This is a genomic window from Polynucleobacter sp. AP-Melu-500A-A1 (genome assembly GCF_018882125.1).
Classification (GTDB): domain Bacteria; phylum Pseudomonadota; class Gammaproteobacteria; order Burkholderiales; family Burkholderiaceae; genus Polynucleobacter.
Map to the genome: position 1 here is coordinate 399,774 of NZ_JACVOZ010000003.1, position 20,813 is coordinate 420,586.

18 protein-coding genes and 1 pseudogene are annotated in these 20,813 nt (G+C 45.4%); 1 reads left to right on the plus strand and 18 read right to left on the minus strand.

Going from position 1 to position 20,813, the window contains the following annotated elements:
• Window positions 1–48: 48 nt before the first annotated feature.
• From ICN38_RS08535 to ICN38_RS08555, 5 genes are all read right to left on the minus strand, one after another.
• The gene (locus ICN38_RS08535; RefSeq protein ID WP_216256638.1) at window positions 49–1,836 is read right to left on the minus strand and encodes an acyl-CoA dehydrogenase; all 1,788 of its coding nucleotides are present in this window, start codon (window positions 1,834–1,836) and stop codon (window positions 49–51) included.
• A gap of 34 nt (window positions 1,837–1,870) precedes the next feature.
• A complete protein-coding gene (locus ICN38_RS08540; RefSeq protein ID WP_216256639.1) occupies window positions 1,871–2,812 on the minus strand; it encodes an electron transfer flavoprotein subunit alpha/FixB family protein in 942 nt (313 codons plus the stop codon).
• On the minus strand, window positions 2,813–3,562 hold the full coding sequence (locus ICN38_RS08545; RefSeq protein WP_216256640.1) for an electron transfer flavoprotein subunit beta/FixA family protein: 750 nt from the start codon (window positions 3,560–3,562) through the stop codon (window positions 2,813–2,815). It lies immediately after the preceding gene.
• Window positions 3,563–3,699: 137 nt separating this feature from the next.
• Window positions 3,700–5,352: an acyl-CoA synthetase gene (locus tag ICN38_RS08550; protein WP_216256641.1), complete on the minus strand. Its 1,653-nt coding sequence runs from the start codon at window positions 5,350–5,352 to the stop codon at window positions 3,700–3,702.
• A 23-nt stretch (window positions 5,353–5,375) separates the two neighbouring features.
• Window positions 5,376–6,296: a histone deacetylase family protein gene (locus tag ICN38_RS08555; RefSeq protein ID WP_216256642.1), complete on the minus strand. Its 921-nt coding sequence runs from the start codon at window positions 6,294–6,296 to the stop codon at window positions 5,376–5,378.
• A 51-nt stretch (window positions 6,297–6,347) separates the two neighbouring features.
• On the opposite strand from ICN38_RS08555, the gene ICN38_RS08560 reads away from it, so the two are divergent.
• The gene (locus ICN38_RS08560; protein ID WP_216256643.1) at window positions 6,348–7,601 is read left to right on the plus strand and encodes a lytic transglycosylase domain-containing protein; all 1,254 of its coding nucleotides are present in this window, start codon (window positions 6,348–6,350) and stop codon (window positions 7,599–7,601) included.
• Between the two features lies 1 nt (window position 7,602).
• On the opposite strand, the gene cysM is transcribed toward ICN38_RS08560, so the two are convergent.
• The 13 genes and pseudogenes from cysM to hisC all read right to left on the minus strand — a co-directional run bounded on the left by cysM (window position 7,603) and on the right by hisC (window position 20,784).
• On the minus strand, window positions 7,603–8,514 hold the full coding sequence (gene cysM, locus ICN38_RS08565; protein WP_216256644.1) for a cysteine synthase CysM: 912 nt from the start codon (window positions 8,512–8,514) through the stop codon (window positions 7,603–7,605).
• A gap of 41 nt (window positions 8,515–8,555) precedes the next feature.
• Window positions 8,556–8,984: a helix-hairpin-helix domain-containing protein gene (locus ICN38_RS08570; RefSeq protein ID WP_216256645.1), complete on the minus strand. Its 429-nt coding sequence runs from the start codon at window positions 8,982–8,984 to the stop codon at window positions 8,556–8,558.
• Window positions 8,985–9,096: 112 nt separating this feature from the next.
• Complete coding sequence (locus ICN38_RS08575) at window positions 9,097–9,840, minus strand: alpha/beta hydrolase (protein WP_216256646.1); 744 nt, start codon at window positions 9,838–9,840, stop codon at window positions 9,097–9,099.
• Between the two features lie 5 nt (window positions 9,841–9,845).
• Entirely contained in the window at window positions 9,846–10,874 is a 1,029-nt protein-coding gene (gene rfaD / locus ICN38_RS08580; protein ID WP_216256647.1) for an ADP-glyceromanno-heptose 6-epimerase, read from the minus strand.
• Window positions 10,871–11,800: a D-glycero-beta-D-manno-heptose-7-phosphate kinase gene (rfaE1, locus tag ICN38_RS08585; protein ID WP_216256648.1), complete on the minus strand. Its 930-nt coding sequence runs from the start codon at window positions 11,798–11,800 to the stop codon at window positions 10,871–10,873. Before rfaE1 ends, rfaD begins: the two co-directional genes overlap by 4 nt.
• Window positions 11,801–11,844: 44 nt before the next feature.
• Window positions 11,845–13,209 carry a UDP-glucose/GDP-mannose dehydrogenase family protein gene (locus ICN38_RS08590; RefSeq protein WP_216256649.1) on the minus strand — a complete coding sequence of 455 codons (1,365 nt, stop codon included), beginning with the start codon at window positions 13,207–13,209 and terminating at the stop codon, window positions 11,845–11,847.
• 37 nt (window positions 13,210–13,246) lie between these two features.
• Window positions 13,247–14,458, minus strand: coding sequence for a lipopolysaccharide assembly protein LapB (lapB, locus tag ICN38_RS08595; RefSeq protein ID WP_216256650.1), 1,212 nt, complete (start codon window positions 14,456–14,458; stop codon window positions 13,247–13,249).
• Window positions 14,459–14,524: 66 nt separating this feature from the next.
• A pseudogene (locus ICN38_RS08600) lies at window positions 14,525–14,863 on the minus strand (integration host factor subunit beta); the annotation flags it as partial.
• A 52-nt stretch (window positions 14,864–14,915) separates the two neighbouring features.
• Entirely contained in the window at window positions 14,916–16,589 is a 1,674-nt protein-coding gene (gene rpsA / locus ICN38_RS08605) for a 30S ribosomal protein S1 (protein ID WP_216256652.1), read from the minus strand.
• 144 nt (window positions 16,590–16,733) lie between these two features.
• Window positions 16,734–17,396: a (d)CMP kinase gene (gene cmk, locus ICN38_RS08610; protein WP_216256653.1), complete on the minus strand. Its 663-nt coding sequence runs from the start codon at window positions 17,394–17,396 to the stop codon at window positions 16,734–16,736.
• A 20-nt stretch (window positions 17,397–17,416) separates the two neighbouring features.
• Window positions 17,417–18,736: a 3-phosphoshikimate 1-carboxyvinyltransferase gene (aroA, locus tag ICN38_RS08615; RefSeq protein ID WP_216256862.1), complete on the minus strand. Its 1,320-nt coding sequence runs from the start codon at window positions 18,734–18,736 to the stop codon at window positions 17,417–17,419.
• 8 nt (window positions 18,737–18,744) lie between these two features.
• Complete coding sequence (locus ICN38_RS08620; protein WP_216256654.1) at window positions 18,745–19,626, minus strand: prephenate dehydrogenase/arogenate dehydrogenase family protein; 882 nt, start codon at window positions 19,624–19,626, stop codon at window positions 18,745–18,747.
• A 27-nt stretch (window positions 19,627–19,653) separates the two neighbouring features.
• Window positions 19,654–20,784, minus strand: a complete 1,131-nt coding sequence (hisC, locus tag ICN38_RS08625; RefSeq protein WP_216256655.1) for a histidinol-phosphate transaminase — start codon at window positions 20,782–20,784, stop codon at window positions 19,654–19,656.
• Window positions 20,785–20,813: the final 29 nt, after the last annotated feature.

Genomic DNA, 20,813 nt, shown 5'->3' on the forward strand with positions numbered 1-20,813 from the left:
TGCAGATAGCTTTTAGATTGCCTCAACACTCTAGATAAAAAGATTGCTCTAGAACTGCTCTAACGCCAACGCATTCGTAGAGTGCCCACTTTCAATAATCGAGGTGGCCAAAGCCTGCGCTTGTGGCAATAAATTTTCAGCAAAGAAACGTGCAGTAGCAATCTTGGCATCATAGAAACTTGGATCACCGTCACGCAAACGTTGCGCTGCTAAAAGGGCTCTAGCCATTTGCCAAGCTCCAAGCACCAATCCACACAAACGTAAGTAAGCAAAGCTTCCTGCATATACTGCTTTCACATCGGTTTTTGCGTTAGCCAAGATATAAGCAACAGCTGCTTCAAAAGCTGCACGACCAGCACTTAATTGCTTGAGAACCGCTTTAGCATCAGTGGTGCCGCTAGCCGCCAAATCTTTTTCAGTTTGAGCAATTCTCTCTGCCAATATTTTTGCTATTGCGCCACCATCACGCACCGTTTTTCTACCAACCAGATCATTTGCCTGAATGGCAGTAGTACCTTCATAGATTGTCAAGATACGGGCATCACGATAATGTTGTGCGGCACCCGTCTCTTCAATAAATCCCATACCACCATGAACTTGTACACCTAAACTAGCAACCTCAATGGACATCTCAGTTGAGAAGCCCTTCACAATAGGTACCAAGAACTCGTAGATGGCTTGGTTCGCTTTCTGATCTGTTTCATTTGGCGCTGCATGTTGCGCATCGTAGGCTGCAGCTGCGTAATAAGCTAATGCACGACAGGCTTCTGTATAGGCCCGCATCGTCATCAACATCCGTTTCACATCCGGATGATGAATAATCGCAACAGGAGCAGAGGAGCCGGCTAAGTCACGACTTTGAACGCGATCTTTTGCATACTGTGCCGCTTTTTGATATGCGCGTTCAGCTACTGCAACGCCTTGCATGCCCACAGCAAATCGGGCGGCGTTCATCATCACAAACATGTACTCCAGGCCACGGTTTTCTTCACCAACCAAATAGCCAGTAGCACCGCCATGATCACCAAACTGTAAAACCGCCGTTGGACTAGCCTTGATTCCTAGCTTATGTTCAATCGATACGCAGAACACATCGTTACGCTCATCCAATGAACCGTCACTATTGACTAAGAACTTAGGCACTACAAATAATGAAATACCTTTGACACCCTCTGGGGCATCTGGAGTTCTTGCCAGCACTAAATGGACAATATTCTTTGCCATGTCGTGTTCACCATACGTGATGTAAATCTTTGTGCCAAAAATCTTATAGACGCCATCGCCTTCTGGAACAGCTTTTGCACGCACCATTGAAAGGTCTGAGCCCGCCTGTGGTTCGGTGAGACACATCGAGCCTGTCCACTCACCAGAAATCATCTGAGGAACAAATTTCTCTTGGAGTTCGGGACTTGCAGCTGTGAGCAATGCTTCAATTGCGCCATCAGTCAACATAGGGCATAAGGCAAACGAAAGACTTGCTGAGTGGACCATTTCAAAGCAAGCAGTGGCAATGAGTTTTGGTAAACCTTGCCCACCAAACTCCGCTGGATGAACTACACCTTGCCAACCAGCTGCGCCAAATTGCTTAAACGCATCTTTAAAGCCAGGGGTGGTCGTAACGACTCCATCCTTTAAACAACTGGGAGTCTGGTCACCAGGCCAATTCAGGGGTGCAATAACATCTTGATTAAATTTGGCTGACTCTTCCAAGATGGCAGGAGCCAAATCAACATCTACACCAGCTTCTGCATAGGCAGGATAAGCAACCACTTCTGATAGTCCCGCTAATTCATTCATCACAAACAACATGTCTTTGACCGGGGCTACATATGGCATTACAACTCCTCTGGATTCAAATCAAGTAGCTCAATCACGATGAGCCTAGCGCTTTAGTTAACTCAGGTACCGCAGTAAACAAATCAGCCACTAAACCGTAGTCTGCGACGCTAAAGATTGGCGCCTCGGGATCTTTGTTGATAGCAACGATTACTTTAGAGTCTTTCATTCCAGCTAAATGCTGAATAGCCCCTGAGATACCTACTGCTACATACAACTGTGGTGCGACAATCTTGCCAGTTTGGCCCACTTGATAATCATTCGGTACATAACCTGCATCTACTGCAGCACGTGAGGCACCCAGAGCAGCACCCAACTTATCTGCCAAAGGGGCAATGAACTCTTGATATTTTTCTCCAGAGCCAAGACCACGTCCACCAGAAACAATAATCTTGGCAGCGGTCAGCTCTGGGCGATCCGATTTGGTTAACTCACGACCTACAAAAGCTGATTTACCTGCGCTCTCAGCGGCAGCTTGTTTTTCAATGCTTGCAGTGCCACCAGTAGCAGCCACTGGATCAAATCCAGTTGTACGCACAGTAATCACTTTGACTGGGTCTGAACTTTGCACAGTCGCAATGGCATTACCAGCATAAATAGGACGCTCAAAAGTATCAGTACTTACCACTTTAGTAATTTCAGATAACTGGGCAACATCTAACTTAGCAGCAACCCGTGGCATCACGTTCTTACCACTTGCAGTTGCAGGAGCTAAGAGGTGACCATAGCCACTAGCAATAGACAGAATCTGGGCAGCTAAAGATTCGGCTAACTGATCTGCTAAAGCAGGGGCATCTATTTGAATCACTTTACGTACTCCGGCAATTTGAGCTGCTGCCTCTGCAGCTGTATCAGCACCGCTACCAGCAACCAAGATATCAACTTCCGGGGAGCATTGGAGAGCCGCCGCTACAGCATTGAGCGTTGCTACTTTTAAAGATTGATTGTCGTGTTCAGCAATAACAAGAGCAGCCATTTAGATCACCTTCGCTTCATTTTTCAATTTTTCAACAAGGGCTGCTACATCAGCAACCATGACACCAGCAGAGCGCTTCGGTGGCTCTTCAACCTTAAGAGTCTTGAGTCGCGGGGCTATATCAACACCGAGCTCATCGGGTTTCACAATCTCCAGCGTCTTTTTCTTAGCCTTCATAATGTTCGGCAAAGTGACATACCGCGGCTCGTTAAGACGTAAGTCAGTAGTAATCACTGCTGGTAGAGACAGTGCAATAGTCTCTAATCCACCATCAACTTCACGAGTTACTGTTGCTTTGCCATCGGCTATCACTACTTTAGAAGCAAAGGTTGCTTGTGGAATATCTAACAAACTTGCCAACATCTGACCTGTTTGATTGCTATCGTCATCAATCGCTTGTTTACCAAGAATAATCATTTGAGCATTTTCTTTATCAGAAAGTGCTTTGAGAATTTTTGCGACTGCTAAAGGCTGTAATTCAGTATCAGTCTCTACTAATATGGCTCGATCGGCACCAATGGCTAAAGCAGTACGTAATGTTTCTTGACACTGAGCAACACCAGCAGTAACAACTACCACTTCAGTCGCTATGCCAGCCTCTTTGAGGCGAACTGCTTCTTCAACAGCAATTTCATCAAAAGGGTTCATGCTCATTTTGACGTTCGCAATATCAACGCCAGTATTATCCGATTTAACACGCACCTTAACGTTGTAATCGACAACGCGTTTAACAGCTACTAAGATTTTCATCTGGAATTCTCAATGTATATAAAACGATTACAAAAACAAAATTTGGGTTTTTCTGCTGGCCGACCACTTATAGACAGATAAGTAGTTATTTTATCTGTCTTAGATGGCTTAGGCGCGGCTTATTCCATTTGATGGAATCAAACATCAATAGCAGCTGCGGAGCCAGCCTGCTTACGAAGCTCAAACTTTTGGATTTTTCCAGTAGAAGTCTTCGGCAGCTCACCAAATACAATGGCCTTAGGGACCTTAAATCCCGCCAAGTGCTGCTTGCAGTGGGCAATAATTTCAGCGGCCGTCACCTCTACCCCGGGCTTAATTTCTAAGAAAGCGCAGGGAGTCTCACCCCACTTTGGATCAGGTTTAGCCACTACTGCCGCAGCAATCACTGCTGGATGACGATAGAGGACATCTTCCACCTCAATGGAAGAGATGTTCTCGCCACCAGAAATAATGATGTCCTTACTGCGGTCTTTTATTTTGATGTAGCCATCAGGATTCATGACGGCCAAGTCGCCAGAATGAAACCAGCCCCCTTCAAATGCTTCTTGGGTAGCTTTGTCATTCTTTAAATATCCCTTCATGGCGATATTGCCCTTGAACATAATCTCACCCATAGTTTCACCATCGGCTGGCACAGGCTCCATAGTCTGGGAATTTAAAACCGCAATAGCTTGTTGCATGTGATAACGCACACCTTGACGTGCATTTAAGCGAGCACGCTCACCAATATCTAGATCATTCCATTCATCTTGCTTGACACAAACTGCTGCGGGCCCATAAACCTCAGTTAAGCCATAGACGTGGGTCAAATCAAAACCTAACTTTTCCATACCTTCAATAATGGAAGCAGGAGGGGCAGCGCCAGCAATCAAGCCCTTCACTCCTTTAGGCACACCCACTTTTAATTCATCAGGAGCATTAACTAAAAGGTTATGTACGATAGGCGCGGCACAGTAATGCGTCACGCCATACTCTTTGATAGCTGCAAAAATATGTTGGGCATCAACACGCCGTAAGCAAACATTCACGCCTGCACGGGCAGCAATCGTCCATGGAAAGCACCAGCCGTTGCAATGAAACATCGGTAGCGTCCATAAATACACTGGATGTTTGTTGATGTCCCAATCAAGCACATTAGATACAGCATTAATAGCAGCGCCGCGATGGTGATACACCACCCCTTTAGGGTTACCCGTAGTACCGGAGGTATAGTTCAAGCAAATGGCTTGCCATTCATCAGCAGGAACTTGCCAGACAAAGTTAGGGTCACCTTCAGAGAGTAATTTTTCATAAGTCAACTTACCCAATTTTTCACCGGGTACATCAAACTCTTTTTCTTCAACATCAATAACTAAAATATCTCGACCACTTTCTTTCTTAGCAATTTCTATGGCTTTTTTCATCACGCTAGAGAACTCTGGATCCACAATCACCACTTTTGCTTCACCATGATTCAACATAAAAGCAACCGACTCTGGATCAAGACGAGTATTGAGCGCATTTAAAACTGCCCCTGCCATGGGAATCCCAAAATGCGCTTCAACCATCGGCGGCGTATTCGGCAACATTACTGCCACTGTGTCGCCCAAGCCAATACCGTGCTTTTGCAATGCGCTAGCAAGACGGCGGCAGCGTTCGTAAGTTTGCATCCACGTTTGACGTAATTTTCCATGAATAACTGCTACGCGATTTGGGTAAACCTGCGCTGATCTTTCCAAAAATAAGAGCGGGGTAATAGGCGTATGGTTAGCAGCATTACGATCCAAACCTTGCTCATAAATATTGGCCATCATTTACTTTCAGTTTTCAATTTTCAAATATCGGCTAGTGCTTTAACGTGGGCGACGACGCTGCGACCCAATGCGGATAGGTTATAGCCACCCTCTAAGCAGCTGACGATGCGCCCTTGCGCGTAGTCTTTAGCAATTTCTTTGAGACGCTGAGTTATCCAGACATAGTCATCTTCAACTAATCCCATCTGACCCAAGTCATCCTCTCGGTGCGCATCAAAACCGGCAGAAATAATAATGAGCTGCGGCTCAAAATTGCGCAAAGCAGGAAGCCAGCGCTCTTCCACAATAGAGCGAACTACATCTCCGCGAGTAGATGCTGGTAAAGGAACATTAACCATATTATTCGCATGATCTAAACCGCTATAGGGATAAAACGGGTGCTGGAAAAAACTGCACATCAGCACATTAGGTTCATTGAAAAAAGCCGCTTCGGTTCCGTTCCCGTGATGCACATCAAAATCAATAATAGCGACACGCTCAATGCCATAGGTTTCCATCGCATAACGAGCAGCAATCGCCACATTATCAAAAAGACAAAAACCCATAGACCGAGTTGGCTCAGCATGATGCCCAGGAGGTCTTACCGCACAAAAGACATTTTCAACTTCACCTTTCATTACTGCATCTACCCCTGCGATCGCTGCACCTGCAGCACGCAAAGCGGCTCTGTAGGTATGGGGATTCATAATCGTATCGCCATCGAGCATGAAATAACCCGTCTCGGGAGCGCTATCTCGAACAAAGCTAACATGCTCGGGGCTATGAACCAGCTCTAGCTGATCTTCGCTTGCCAATGGCGCATCTAAATGATGTAAAAAGTGGTCGACACCGCTGCGGATCAACTGATCATTGATCGCCTGAATTCTTTCTGGGCACTCTGGGTGATGGCTTCCCATCTCATGTTTCAGAAAGTCTGGATGAGTTATGTATCCTGTTGTCATTACTCGAAATCCTTAATAGCAAAACTGTAATTTTTATAATCTAATCTCGATATGAATTATCGCGTCTCCCACCTACTCATTTCTCTGCTTTTAGGAGCATGCTCAAGTGCCCCTATACAAACCAACAACCAAGCCACGCCAGCCCCACAGCCCATCGTAAACCAAGTCGACGATGCAGCCTCTGAAGCCCGTTTTAGCCAAAACCTGAATGAACTGATGAGCCAGGTTTCTCAAACCCAGCAAATCCCTTTAGCCAGCCTTGAATCAGGTTTCTTAGATGCTAAAACGATTCCATCGATCCGCAAATTGGTATTACCCCCATCGGCTACATTTAAGAAAAATTGGGTGGTTTATCGTCAACGCTTTATCGAGCCTGTCCGCCTCAAGGCTGGTAAGGCCTTCTGGAATCAGAACCAGGCCTTTTTAAGCCAAACGGAACAGGCCTCAGGGGTTCCCGCCGAACTGATCGTTGCCATCATTGGCATCGAAACGATCTATGGGCGCCAAACGGGCACTTTTAGAGTAAAGGATGTACTTTCTACATTAGCCTTTAGTTATCCAGATACCCCAAACAAACCCGCTCGAGAACAGCTTTTTAAAGATCAGCTCAAGGAACTCATTCTCTTGTGCTGGAGCGAGGCCGGGGGGATGCTTCCTGCAAAAAATAATACGCAAGGAGTAAATCAAGTCCGATTCAATGCATGTCTAAATCAAAATAGCTCTTATGCAGGTGCGATTGGTTTGCCCCAATTTATGCCCAGCAGCATTCGTAGCTTTGCAGTGGATGGCGATGGAGATGGGCGTATTGATTTAAGACTTAGTGCAAAGGATGCTATCGCTAGTGTTGCCAACTTTATGAAGATGCACGGCTGGCAAACAGGAATGCCAATTTATTTTCCAATACAAGAAAAAGCAATCCTAGCTGCAAGGGCGCTGGCTGATGGCGAGCCTCAACTAAAATACACTGTGCAGGAATTGATTGAAAAAGAAATTCTGACTGCACAACAGGGTGATTTACAAAATGGTGGTGTTGAACCCCAAAGCAGAGCCATGATCGTTGATCTACCCTATCCTGATAAAGATGGCAATGACCAAGTTCATTACGTGGTGGGCTTAAATAATTTTCTGTCGATTGTTCAATACAACCGCAGTTACTTTTATGCACAAAGCGTTGCTGAGTTTGCGCAAGAGCTTGGCTATAAAAACCAAAGCGTGGTTCCGATATTGAGTTCCGCCAATCCTGTAGATCACGGCAGTGTAAAACCTAAGTCTAAGAAAACTAAAGCAAAGAAAAAAACTAAATAGCTTAAGCTGGAAACACCCCAGTAGATAAGTAGCGGTCGCCTCGATCGCAAACGATAAAGACAATGGTGGCATTTTCCACTTGACGGGCTACCCGCAAAGCCACGACTAGAGCTCCCCCAGCCGAAATACCACAGAAGATCCCCTCTTGTGCAGCCAAACGACGAGCCATTTCTTCAGCTTCCGCTTGGGTGACATATTCGATGAGATCAACCCTATCGCCTTCATAAATCTTTGGCAGATATGCTGGCGCCCACTTACGTATTCCGGGGATTTGCGAACCCTCTTCAGGCTGGGCACCAATAATCTGAATATTGGGATTCATGGACTTGAGATAAGTTGAAACTCCTGTAATGGTGCCAGTAGTTCCCATTGCCGATATGAAATGGGTAATCTGTCCATCCGTGTCGCGCCAAATTTCAGGGCCGGTAGTTTCAATATGTGCTCGAGGATTATCGGGATTTGCAAATTGATCAAGCAATCTACCGCGCCCTTCTCGCTGAAGTTGCAGCGCATAATCTCTTGCAAATTCCATTCCACCAGTTGCAGCTGTCAGAATCAATTCAGCGCCGTATGCTGCCATGCTCTGACGTCGCTCGATGCTTTGATTTTCGGGCATTACCAAGATCATCTTATAACCCAACATCGCCGCAGTCATTGCGAGAGCAATGCCAGTATTGCCACTAGTTGCTTCTATTAGGGTATCGCCAGGTGTAATTTCACCACGCTCTTGTGCGCGCATGATCATTGACAGCGCAGGTCGGTCTTTCACCGACCCGGCTGGATTGTTACCTTCCAACTTACCTAAGATCACATTATTGCGAGCTTCATTCTCTTTCCCGGGGATGCGCTGTAAACGCACCAAGGGGGTATTACCCACAGTTTGTGAAATTGTTAAATAAGTTGGTTTGCTCATGAAGCCATTTTAGCCATAAGCACCGCTAAGTGCGAAAGGGCTTAATTTCTGCGCCCGCCTCCCGCACGATCCTGCTGATAGCGATTACTATTTTGAGTACGAGAATTACGTCTGCCAGAGGTGCCGCCATCCTTTTGCGTCCTGCCATTAGGCTCCCGAAAGGAACCAGGAGCTTCAATACTTAAGCCGTTATCTACCATTTTTTCTACTGACTTCATACCAATACCCCGAACACGCTTTTGCAAATCGTTGGCATCTTGAAAATGTCCGCCATCTAAGCGTTCTGCAATGATAGTCTTTGCCTTTGCAGGACCAATACCCTTAATGCTCTCAAGCTCTGATTGTGTGGCTGTATTCACATTGATCGATTGGGCTGCTGCAATACCCAAACTTCCCAGTGCCAATAATGCAGAAAATGCTAAAGCCTTAGCAAAACCAAGGGCTGTATTAAAACCGAAGTATTGAGTCATTCTTTCTCCTGAGGTAAATGAAAAATCCACACAAGAAGCTTGTGTGGATCACTTACAACGAAGAGAAAAAATGGATGTTGACTTGTTTGCTCGGACTACAAGCAAATCAGTATTAATGACTCAGGATAAAGTTAGCTGCCCTTTTGACAAATTCAGCTTCAGTTTCATTAAAGCCATGATAGGCAAAAGATTGACATACATCCCCTTCCGAAATGCCACCCTCAATCAATTCAAGCTTTGATACTAATTTGAGGGATCTGCTATCAATAATTCTGGCTGAGGCATTAACTGGTGTACCTGAACAAGCATCATTTTGATGGTGGATTGCCAATACTGGCAATGTGACGTCATCATCTAAGGAAGCTGTACGAATCGTGCCAGCAATAATAATTCCCGTAAGATTCTTTTTAGTTTGATCAATTTCATTTGCATAATAGGTTGCCGTTGAGCTCCCCATGCTATGCCCAAAGATCCATATTGGTAGTTTCAACTTTGCCTTATAAAAGTTCACTACCTCATCGACTCGAGTGAGATGGTCTTTGCGAGAACGTAAATTACCGCGCTTCTGATCGCCTAAGTCGTATGGTGTATCTACTAAAACAGCATCAATTCCATACTGAGCCCACATATCCATTGAACGTATAAAGGTGTGCTTACTTTTGATTGAGCCATTATCAAAAATACCGGCCATTCCACCGCCGCCGGGGAAAAGAAGCACCAAAGCTCGAGGCTTGACCGTCTCAATGAGTAATGTTCTGGTGGGGGCTTCTTCCTGATGAGGAATATCAAAGACCTGAGCTATCGAATAAGTACTAAGAGCCCAACAAGTAAGCGTTAAAAGTAACTTACTTACCATGAAGCTTATTTAGCGTCTAAAGGATTAGCTAAAAATCCTGCGTTGGCTTCTAACCACTCAATATAACGACTGACACCCTGCTCCACGTTGAGGAAGGGTTCTTTATATCCTGCTGCACGCAGTTTTGTTAAATCAGCCTGAGTAAAGCACTGGTATTTGCCCTTAAGCGCATCTGGAAAAGGAATGTATTCAATCACCTCTTGTTTAACCAATTGTGCAAGACTTACTGGCTCTGCTTTATCTAGCTTCCGCATGGTATTGGCAACGGCAAATGCTACATCATTAAACGGCTGTGCAAGACCAGTACCTAAATTAAAGATACCGCTAATTTCTGGATGATCTAAGAAAAAAAGATTCACCTTTACTACGTCCTCAACCGAAACAAAGTCACGACTTTGCTCGCCTGAGCCATAACCACCATATTCACCAAATAACTTCACTTGGCCATTCGCCTTGTACTGGTGATACTGATGAAAGGCGACTGAAGCCATGCGGCTCTTATGGGACTCACGCGGCCCATATACATTGAAATACCGAAAACCGACCACTTGAGCTGTATTTGCATTTTCTGCAAAACGTTTACGCATCACTTGATCAAAGAGGAATTTAGAGTAGCCGTAAATATTAAGTGGCTTCTCATGCTCACGACTTTCTTCAAAAACATCTGAGCCGCCATAAGTAGCAGCAGAAGATGCATATAGCAATTGAACTTTTTGAGCAGTACAAATATCGAGCAAATCCATCGTGTAGCGATAGTTGTTAGCCATCATGAAGATGCCATCTGTTTCCATGGTGTCTGAACAAGCCCCCTCATGAAAAACTGCTTTTACTTTACCAAACCGACCGCTTCGGAAGGCTTCCAAGAATTCATCTTTATCGAGATAGTCAATGATGTCTAAATCAGCAAGATTGCGATATTTATCTGCGGGCCGAAGATCATCCACTGCGATAATATTTTTTTCGCCCCGGGCATTGAGTGCCTGAACAATATTGGCGCCAATAAAGCCGGCCGCACCAGTTACGATAATAGTCACTGTAACTCCTCTGAAGTCACGGTTGCAGTACCCAACTTACCAACCACAATACCACCTGCGCGATTGGCCAGTGCCATCGCTTTTTCAATAGGCCATCCAGCAGCCAAGGCGACTGCGAGAGTAGCAATGACTGTGTCTCCTGCACCAGAAACGTCAAATACCTCTCTGGCCTGCGCTTTAACGTGGCTAACACCTTGCTCCGAAAATAAACTCATTCCTTCTTCTGAGCGTGTCAAAAGTAATGCCTGCAGGTTTAAGGAGCGACGTAAATCCTGAGCTCTACGCGTAAGATCTTCCTCACTAGTCCATTGACCAATGACTTGACGCAACTCACTACGGTTCGGGGTTAACACGGTGGCACCACGATATTTCTCGTAATCTTCCCCCTTAGGGTCGACCAATATAACTTTGTTCTGTGCGCGCGCCTGTTCAATCATGAGAGTTACTTGACCTAGGGCACCTTTACCGTAGTCAGACAAAATCACAACATCAGCACTACCTACGAGTTTTTCAAAGCGCTCTAATTTATGTGCCAATGCTTTTTCACTAGGTGCTTCTTCAAAATCCAAACGAATCAGTTGTTGTTGACGTGCAATTACACGCAACTTCACTATCGTAGGCACCTTTGCATCGATTTCCAACTGGCTATCAACACCGCTTGCTTTGAGAAGATCCACAACGCGCTTACCAGGCTCATCATCACCAGCAATTCCCAGAATGGTAGTTTGTGCACCTAAAGCAGCTACGTTACGTGCTACGTTAGCAGCGCCACCAAGACGCTCATCAATCTTACCTACTTGAACTACTGGCACAGGTGCCTCAGGAGAAATGCGATTCGTATCACCAAACCAATAGCGATCCAGCATGACGTCACCGACTACTAGTAGACGTGTTTTAGAGAACTGTGCTCGGTTAGCTTTTTCCACGGAAGACTTTTCTATCTGTCGATTTTAGTAATGAAGCAATATGCTTAATTATGTCGCCCAATGCCCTGGTACTCAATACCTAACTCTTGCATTGCGCCAGGTTCATAGAGATTTCGGCCATCAAAGACAATTGGGTTCTTGAGTTTTTGCTTTACCAAATCAAAATCAGGGCTGCGGAAAGCCTTCCACTCAGTCACAATCACGAGCGCGTCACAACCATCTAAAGCAGTCATGGGATCACTTACCATGGAAACCTTTTGAAGTCCCTCAGGATTAGCTTTGAAGTCTACATCTAGACAATGCTGAGCCTCTTTCATGGCAACCGGATCATGTGCAACTACCTGGGCCCCACGTTTTACTAATTCACTAATAATGACCCGACTTGGAGCCTCACGCATGTCATCGGTATTAGGCTTAAATGCCAAACCCCAAAGCGCAAACTTCATGCCTTTCAAATCTTTACCGAATCGCTTTTCAATCTTTTCAACAAGCGTGTATTTTTGTGCCTCATTCACTGCTTCAACAGCTTGCAAGATCTTGAGGTCTCTGCCATGTTCAATCGCAGTCTTAGAGAGGGCAGATACATCTTTAGGAAAGCAAGATCCACCATAACCAGTGCCCGGATACAAGAAACCAAATCCAATTCGAGAATCTGAACCAATTCCTTGGCGGACTGCTTCAATATCTGCACCAACCAAATCAGCTAAGTTCGCCAATTCATTCATAAAGGAGATACGGGTTGCCAGCATGGCATTAGCAGCGTACTTGGTTAGCTCTGCACTCTTTACATCCATGTAATAAGTGCGCTCATGATGGCGATTAAATGGTGCATATAGCTTACGCATCTGCTCCTTAGCTCGTAAACCTGCCGGACTATTCTCAGTTCCAATCACAATACGATCAGGCCGCATAAAGTCTTCGACTGCAGCACCTTCTTTCAAGAATTCAGGGTTTGACACCACCGAGCAAAGATCAGAAGACAAATGACGCTTTTCTAACTCTTCGGTAATGGCTGCAGAAACTTTATCTGCAGTACCAACTGGCACAGTCGATTTATCTACGACCACTTTGGGAGTAGTTGCATGGCGGCCAATATTACGAGCGGCAGCGACAACATACTGAAGATCAGCAGAGCCGTCCTCATCTGGAGGAGTGCCTACTGCAATGAATTGAATATCACCATGAGCTACTGATGCTGCAATATCCATTGAGAACTGCAAACGACCAGCAGCACGGTTGCGCTCAATCATCTCTTTTAAGCCAGGCTCATAAATAGGAACGCCGCCAGAATTCAGAATCTCAATCTTTTTAGGGTCAAGGTCAAGGCAGAAAACATTGTTACCCTGCTCAGCCAGACAAGCGCCTGTAACTAAGCCTACGTAACCGCTGCCGATGATAGTAACTTTCAAAATAGATCCCTATAAAAAATTGTTGCGGTAGATAGTATTACATCGAAGGGCCGCTCGGAGCGACGCCTTCACTTCGCCTTGGGGAGTATGCCTCCCAATTATTACAGCCTGGACACTGCCAATAAAAACGTCTAGCCCTAAAGCCGCAATTACCGCAGGTATAGCGCGCCAAGCTAGTAGTGCGCTGGCGTAAGAGGTGCAAAATCGACGTCAACTCTAAAATTCTTTCGGGGTTTGCGTTGCCTTCTTCTAAGGCCAATCTTGTTTCAGCTAATTTTGATAAGGCACTTAAGCTTGGTGAATGCTGCATCACTTCAGAGAGCATTGCATTGGCAGCCTGTAGGCCTCGAATGTTCATCACTTGCTTATGAACAACATCCAAAAGCTCGCCTGATGCTTGCGTGTTTAATAAGTCACACAACCGCTCTAACCCTTCAGCACCCTGATCTATATCGGTATGAGCCTTCATCCAACGATCAGCAATCAAATGCATATAAGCTGGATGAGAAGTAGCAACAATTCTCCAGGCTTCGATCGCTTGCGCTGGTTGCCCTAGAGCCATTAAATAATCACCTTGTAAGATCAGTGCTCGTGTATGGTTTGGAACTACGTGCAAAGCTTCCTGAATAGAGCGCTCAGCACTCACTAAATCCTTCGCATTAAGCGCCTCTTGCCCCAGCTCACAATGAAACTGCGCAATTTCAGTGTGATGCGATTTCCCTTGAAGCATTTCAAGCTCTGTAGCCGCAATGATGGCTTTTGTCCAATCGCGCTCAATCTGATACATCTCTAGAAGACTTTCTTTGGCAGGTGCCGCAAACTTGCCTTGTCCAACTCGAATTAATGATGCTTCTGCACGGTCTAATAATCCAGCTCGTAAAAAATCTCGGCCCAATTCATAGGCAGCATGATCTCGGTCGCGTGGCTTTAAATCATCTCGGTTCGCCAAATGTTGGTGCACACGAATTGCACGCTCAGTCTCACCACGTCGACGGAATAAATTACCCAAGGAAAAATGTAGCTCAATTGTCTCTGGATCTAACTGGGCAATCTTGACGAGTGTCTCAATGGCCTGATCAGGCTGTTCATTGAGCAGTAAACTTAACCCTTTAAAGGTCGAACGCTGCTGACGCATTCGCTCGCGCTCATCCATACGATTTTCAAGGCGTAAATCCCAGCGCGAAGCCAGCCATCCAATCCCAAACATGACTGGCAAAAGTAATAACCAAGCAGTGCCTATCTGAATCATGATGTACAGACTTTAAATAAAAAAATGGTCCTGATGGACCACTGAGGATGAGCCTGAATGCTAGGCACCTGAACCCTCTTTAGGGCCCGCCTGTTTCAACGGCTTGTAATCCACACGCTCACGCAATTCTTTACCTGGCTTAAAGTGTGGAACGCGTTTTTCTGGAATCAATACCTTCTCGCCTGACTTGGGATTACGACCAGTACGCGAAGGACGGTGATGAAGTACAAAGCTGCCAACGCCCCGCAACTCGATACGCTTACCTTCAGCTAAAGCCTGGGTCATCGTGTCTAGCAAAGTTTTTACCGCCAACTCAACATCCCTAGGCAGAAGCTGCGGAAATTGTTCCGCTAGACTCTCCACTAGTTCGGAGCGAGTAATCGCTAGTTGCTCTTGATCTGTCATGATCTATCAATAAAAAATCGCCGCCCTCCTAATGGAAAGCGGCGATATTGATTTAGCCTTGATTGTCCATTTTTGCTTTTAACAAAGCACCCAAATTAGTGGTACCAGACTGGGCATCACCTTGGAGCTTGCTCATCGCATCTTGTTGATCAGAGCTGTCTTTTGCTTTAATTGAAAGATTGATTACACGTGACTTGCGATCAATGTTAATGATCATGGCAGTAACGCTATCGCCTTCTTTCAATACATTGCGTGCATCTTCAACACGATCTGTTGAGATCTCAGATGCACGTAAATAGGCTTCAACCTCATCAGCTAAGTGAATAGTTGCACCCTTTGCATCAACTGCTTTCACAGTGCCAGTTACAAGACTACCCTTGTCGCTAACAGATGTGTAGTTGTTGAATGGGTCACCAGACAATTGTTTGATACCGAGAGAGATACGCTCTTTCTCAACATCAATTGCCAATACAGTGGCTTCAATTTCATCACCTTTTTTGTATTTCTTAACAGCCTCTTCACCTGGCTCATTCCATGAAAGGTCTGAGAGGTGAACTAAACCGTCGATACCGCCAGGCAAGCCAATAAAGACACCAAAGTCAGTAATAGACTTAATTGCACCAGTCAGCTTGTCGCCTTTTTGCTGTGCACGTGAGAACTCTTCCCATGGATTTGCTTTGCACTGCTTGATACCTAAGCTAATACGACGCTTGTCTTCATCAATATCTAGAACCATCACTTCAACTTCGGTTCCTAGTGCAGTTGCTTTACTTGGAGCAACGTTCTTGTTGGTCCAGTCCATTTCAGAAACGTGAACTAAACCTTCGATACCCGATTCGATTTCAACGAACGCACCGTAGTCGGTCAAGTTAGTTACTTTGCCGAATAAACGGGTATTAGGTGGGTAACGACGTGCGATACCAACCCATGGATCATCCCCAAGCTGCTTCACGCCGAGTGAAACACGGTTCTTTTCTTGATCGAACTTCAAAATCTTCGCGGTAACTTCTTGACCAACAGTCAACATTTCGCTTGGATGACGTACGCGACGCCATGCCAAATCGGTAATGTGCAAGAGCCCATCGATACCACCGAGGTCAACGAATGCACCGTAATCAGTGATGTTCTTCACCAGGCCAGTAACTACTGCGCCTTCTTTAAGGTTAGACATCAACTTAGCACGCTCTTCACCTTGGCTAGCTTCAACAACCGCACGACGTGACAACACTACGTTGTTACGCTTACGGTCAAGCTTGATAACCTTAAACTCCATAGTCTTACCTTCGTAAGGACTAGTGTCTTTAATTGGACGTGTATCAACGAGTGATCCAGGCAAGAATGCGCGGATACCGTTTACCATCACAGTCAAGCCGCCTTTAACCTTACCAGTAACAGTACCAGTAACGATCTCAGCTTGCTCAAGTGCTTTTTCCAAATTCATCCATGATGCCAAGCGCTTCGCTTTATCACGGGAAAGGATGGTGTCGCCATAGCCATTTTCAAGGGCATCGATCGCCACAGAAACGAAATCGCCTGGAGCTACTTCAATCTCGCCAGCGTCGTTATGGAATTCTTCAACAGGAATAAACGCTTCAGACTTTAAGCCAGCGTTAACAACGACGAAGTTATGGTCGATGCGAAGAACTTCAGCCGAAATAACTTGGCCGGTCTTCATATTCGATCGGGTTAATGATTCTTCAAATAATTCTGCAAATGATTCAGACATGTGTATTCACTTTGTGCCGTCAGAAGGCCCGACGGGTAAGGTTAAAAAAGCCCCAAGAAACACGCTGATGAAATGACCGCGTTGTAGAGTTCCTTAAGACGCCAAAACTACTCTTTACAGCTAACATCACTACTACTTACAAAACTAGGCAATCGAAGATTGATAGCAATCTAAAACTGTCTTAACTGCTTGATCTATCGATAAATCTGATGTTTCAAGCACTTTCGCATCCTTTGCAATGATTAAAGGGGCTGCACCACGACTACTATCTCTGGCATCTCGCTCCTGCAAATCTTGCAGTAAGTCGGAAAGTTTAGCAGAAATTCCCTTAGCTATCAATTGCTTATAACGACGCTCGGCTCTGGCAGAGGCAGTTGCCGTTAAAAAAACCTTTAAAACGGCGTCTGGAAATATGACACTTCCCATATCTCTACCATCGGCAACTAGACCAGGAGATTGCCGAAAACTGCGCTGGAGATCTACTAAAGCCAGCCTCACTTCAGGATGCACAGCCACAACGGAGGCTCTTAGACCAATATTTTCAGTGCGTATGGTGTCAGTAACTTCTTCGCCATTGAGAAAAATCTGATGATTACTGAACGAAATCAATAACTTAGGAATTAACAGCCCCAATTCTGGTCCATTTTTGCTATCAATTCCTTGTTTTTCGCTAGCCAGAGCAACCAGGCGATACAGAGCCCCGCTATCCAAATAATGAAATCCGAGCTTTTGAGCAACTAAGGAGGCAACAGTCCCTTTTCCCGAGGCAGTAGGTCCATCAATCGCAATAACTGGGGGTAGGCTCATAAAAAATTAGCAGGCGAGTTTTAACTCACAACCTTGGCAAACTCCACAAAGTACGTTGGGAAAGTTTTAGCAACGCAATTGGGATCATTGATCTTCAGTGCATTTGGACCAAAAGCAGCAAGAGAAAAACACATGGCCATGCGATGGTCATCATAGGTGTCAATACCTTCGCTTGGCGCATTCCAATCATCTTGGGATGCTGGCGCCTGAACAACAATGTAGTCAGACCCCTCTTCAACGATGGCGCCTACTTTTTTTAATTCTTTGGCCATTGCGGCAATACGATCAGTCTCCTTAACACGCCAGCTCGCAATATTATTTAAGCGAGTGGGTCCTTCTGCAAATAACGCGGCAACTGCTAATGTCATTGCAGCATCTGGAATTTCTGTGCAATCGATCGTAATGCCATTGAGTTTTCCATTAGCATTTTTTATACCAGACACTTCGATCCAATCTTCCCCGGTAGTAATGTTGGCGCCCATCAAAGCAAGCGCATCCGCAAATGCCACATCACCTTGAATGCTGTCACGGCCTACGCCCATTACCCTTATAGGGCCCCCACCAATGGCACCAAGAGCCAAGAAGTAGGAAGCAGATGAGGCATCGCCTTCAACCGACAACTGACCTGGACTTTTATAAATCGTATCAGATTTTTTGGCAGGGATGATGAATGAGTGCGCATCAGGACAATCAACGTCTATACCAAAACGTGACATCAGTTTCAAAGTAATGTTTATATATGGACGTGAGATGAGCTCGCCGATGACTTCAATACGTACGGGCTCAGAGGCAACTAAAGGCAAAGCCATCAGAAGCGCCGTTAGGAATTGACTAGAAACATCACCACGCACTTTAACGACATCTTTAATTTGAATATCAGCGTTAGAAATCTGGATTGGTGGATAACCTTCTTGTAACTCGTAATCTATCTTAGCGCCCACTTGACGCAAGCCATCCACTAAATCTCGGATAGGTCTTTCGTGCATGCGCGCTACCCCAGACAAGCGATAGTTACCACCTTGCATTGCCAGCGCTGCAGTTAATGGGCGCATCGCAGTACCTGCGTTACCCATAAAGAGATCGGCATCGCGTATGGGGAATTTGCCACCACAGCCCTCAAGTACGCAAATATTGTCAGCTTTATCCGTTACGGTCAGGCCTAGCTGACGTAACGCATTTCGCATTACTTGTGTGTCATCAGCATCCAATAAATTCTGGAGAGTCGTTGTACCTGTTGATAGGGCGGCTAATAACAAAGCCCGATTGGAAATACTCTTGGATCCTGGCAAAACGATCGAGCCCTGAGCTCGTGTGAATGGGCCAATCTGAATATCTGGCAAACCACTCATCAAAGCACATCCAGATCTTGGCGAGCCTTACTTGCCTTATTAAATAATTTTTCTAATCCAGAACCATCATTTTCTGCAATTAGTTTTCGCATGTGATTGACGATCAGCAAATACTGATCTAACTCTTTCAAAATAGCAGTGCGATTGCCTACGCAAATATCGCGCCACATTTCTGGGCTCGATGCAGCAATCCGGGTGAAATCCTTAAAGCCTGCACCTACATGATCAAGCTTTTGCTCTGCATCTTCAGAGTTCACAACGCTTGCCATTAATGCATATGAAAGCAGATGCGGCAAATGGGATACTGCAGCATAAATAGCATCATGTTGAACGCTACCGATTTTTTTCACAGTTGACCCTACGGATTCCCAAAAGCCTGTAATGAATGCTGTGTCTTCTGGAGAGTTCTCCTGCAAAGGGCAGATAATGGTTTGCTTACCCTTAAATAAATCAGCCTGAGCAGCACTAGCACCATGCTGAGCCCCACCCGCGATTGGGTGAGCAGGAATAAACTGGCAGGCTTTTTTACCCAAGACCTCTTTCGCTGCCAAGATCACATCACCCTTAGTACTTCCAGCATCAGTAATCATGGTTCTTGGCTCAAGGTGTGGCTCAATGACTTCAAAGGCAGCACGCATCTGTGCTACTGGTACACACAAAACAATCAGGTCCGATTTTTTTGCCGCTTCTACCAAATCGACTACACCATCTATCGCGCCCATCGTTTGCGCTTGATCTAAATTGTCTTTACTCCGACCAACTCCCAATACGGTTTTCACTACACCTGCTTGTTTAAGCGCTAGTCCAAGAGATGCACCAATCAAGCCAACACCAACGATGGTGACGGCTCCGTAGTTACTGTCTGGATGAATGATGGTCATTAGCTTAGTAAATTTAAAATGTTGTATTTAGGATTTACTCTGCGCCAGGATTTCGCCGAGCGCATCAATGAAAGCAGCATTCTCTTCAGGCAAACCAATAGAAATTCGGAGCCACTGAGGCAAGCCGTAGTTTCCAACAGGACGCACAATAATGCCTCGCTTTAGTAGGGCCAGATTAATGCGATTGCCTGCCTCATCATCATCGCCCACCTTCACGAGTATAAAATTACCTGCAGAAGTGAGGTAGCTTAGATTTAATTTGTCAAATGCTTGAGTAAGTTGCTGATAGCCAGCGCGATTTAACTCAAAGCCTTTTTGCAAAAAGGCAGTATCTTGAAAAGCAGCAATCGCTGCTGCTTGAGCCAAACTATTCACATTAAATGGCTGACGAATACGATTCAGTAGATCCGTCACATGAGCTTGGGCAACACCATAACCAATCCGTAAGCCCGCCAAACCATATGCCTTAGAGAAACTCCGCGACAAAATCATATTCGGAAAACGCTTCACCCAAGCGATCGCATCATAACGCTGCTCAGGAGTGAGATATTCGTTATAAGCCTCATCCAATACCACTACGATATTGCTAGGTACAGCCACTAAAAAATCTTCAATCTCTTTTGCGGTGAGGTAACTGCCTGTAGGATTATTGGGGTTAGCTATAAAAACCAATTTCGCCTTATCGCCTGAAGCCTTTATGGCAGATAACATCGCCGGCAAATCATGACCATACAGACTGGTTGGTGCAACTTCAATCGATCTTGCTCCAACAGCCTGAGTTGCCAAAGGATAAACAGCAAAGGCATGGCGAGAGAAAATAATCTCATCACCTGCCTGCGCAACTGCACGTGCAGCCAACTCCAAAATATCATTGCTACCATTACCCAAGGTCACCCAATCAGCAGGTATACCCAAACGCTCAGAGAGCAGCTTCTTTAATTCAAAACCGTTGGAATCAGGATAGCGACCTAAATCAGCAGCTGCTTTGATCATGGCATCTTGCGCAGACTGTGGCATCCCTAATGGATTTTCATTAGAAGCGAGTTTTACGATCTTAGTTTCATCTAGACCATAGTCACGTGCAACCTCGCTAATAGGACGCCCACCAATATAAGGTGCAATCGCATGAATGTGTTTTAAACCAATTTTTGAAGTCATTCTGGCTACAGTAAATTAAGCTTTTTAAC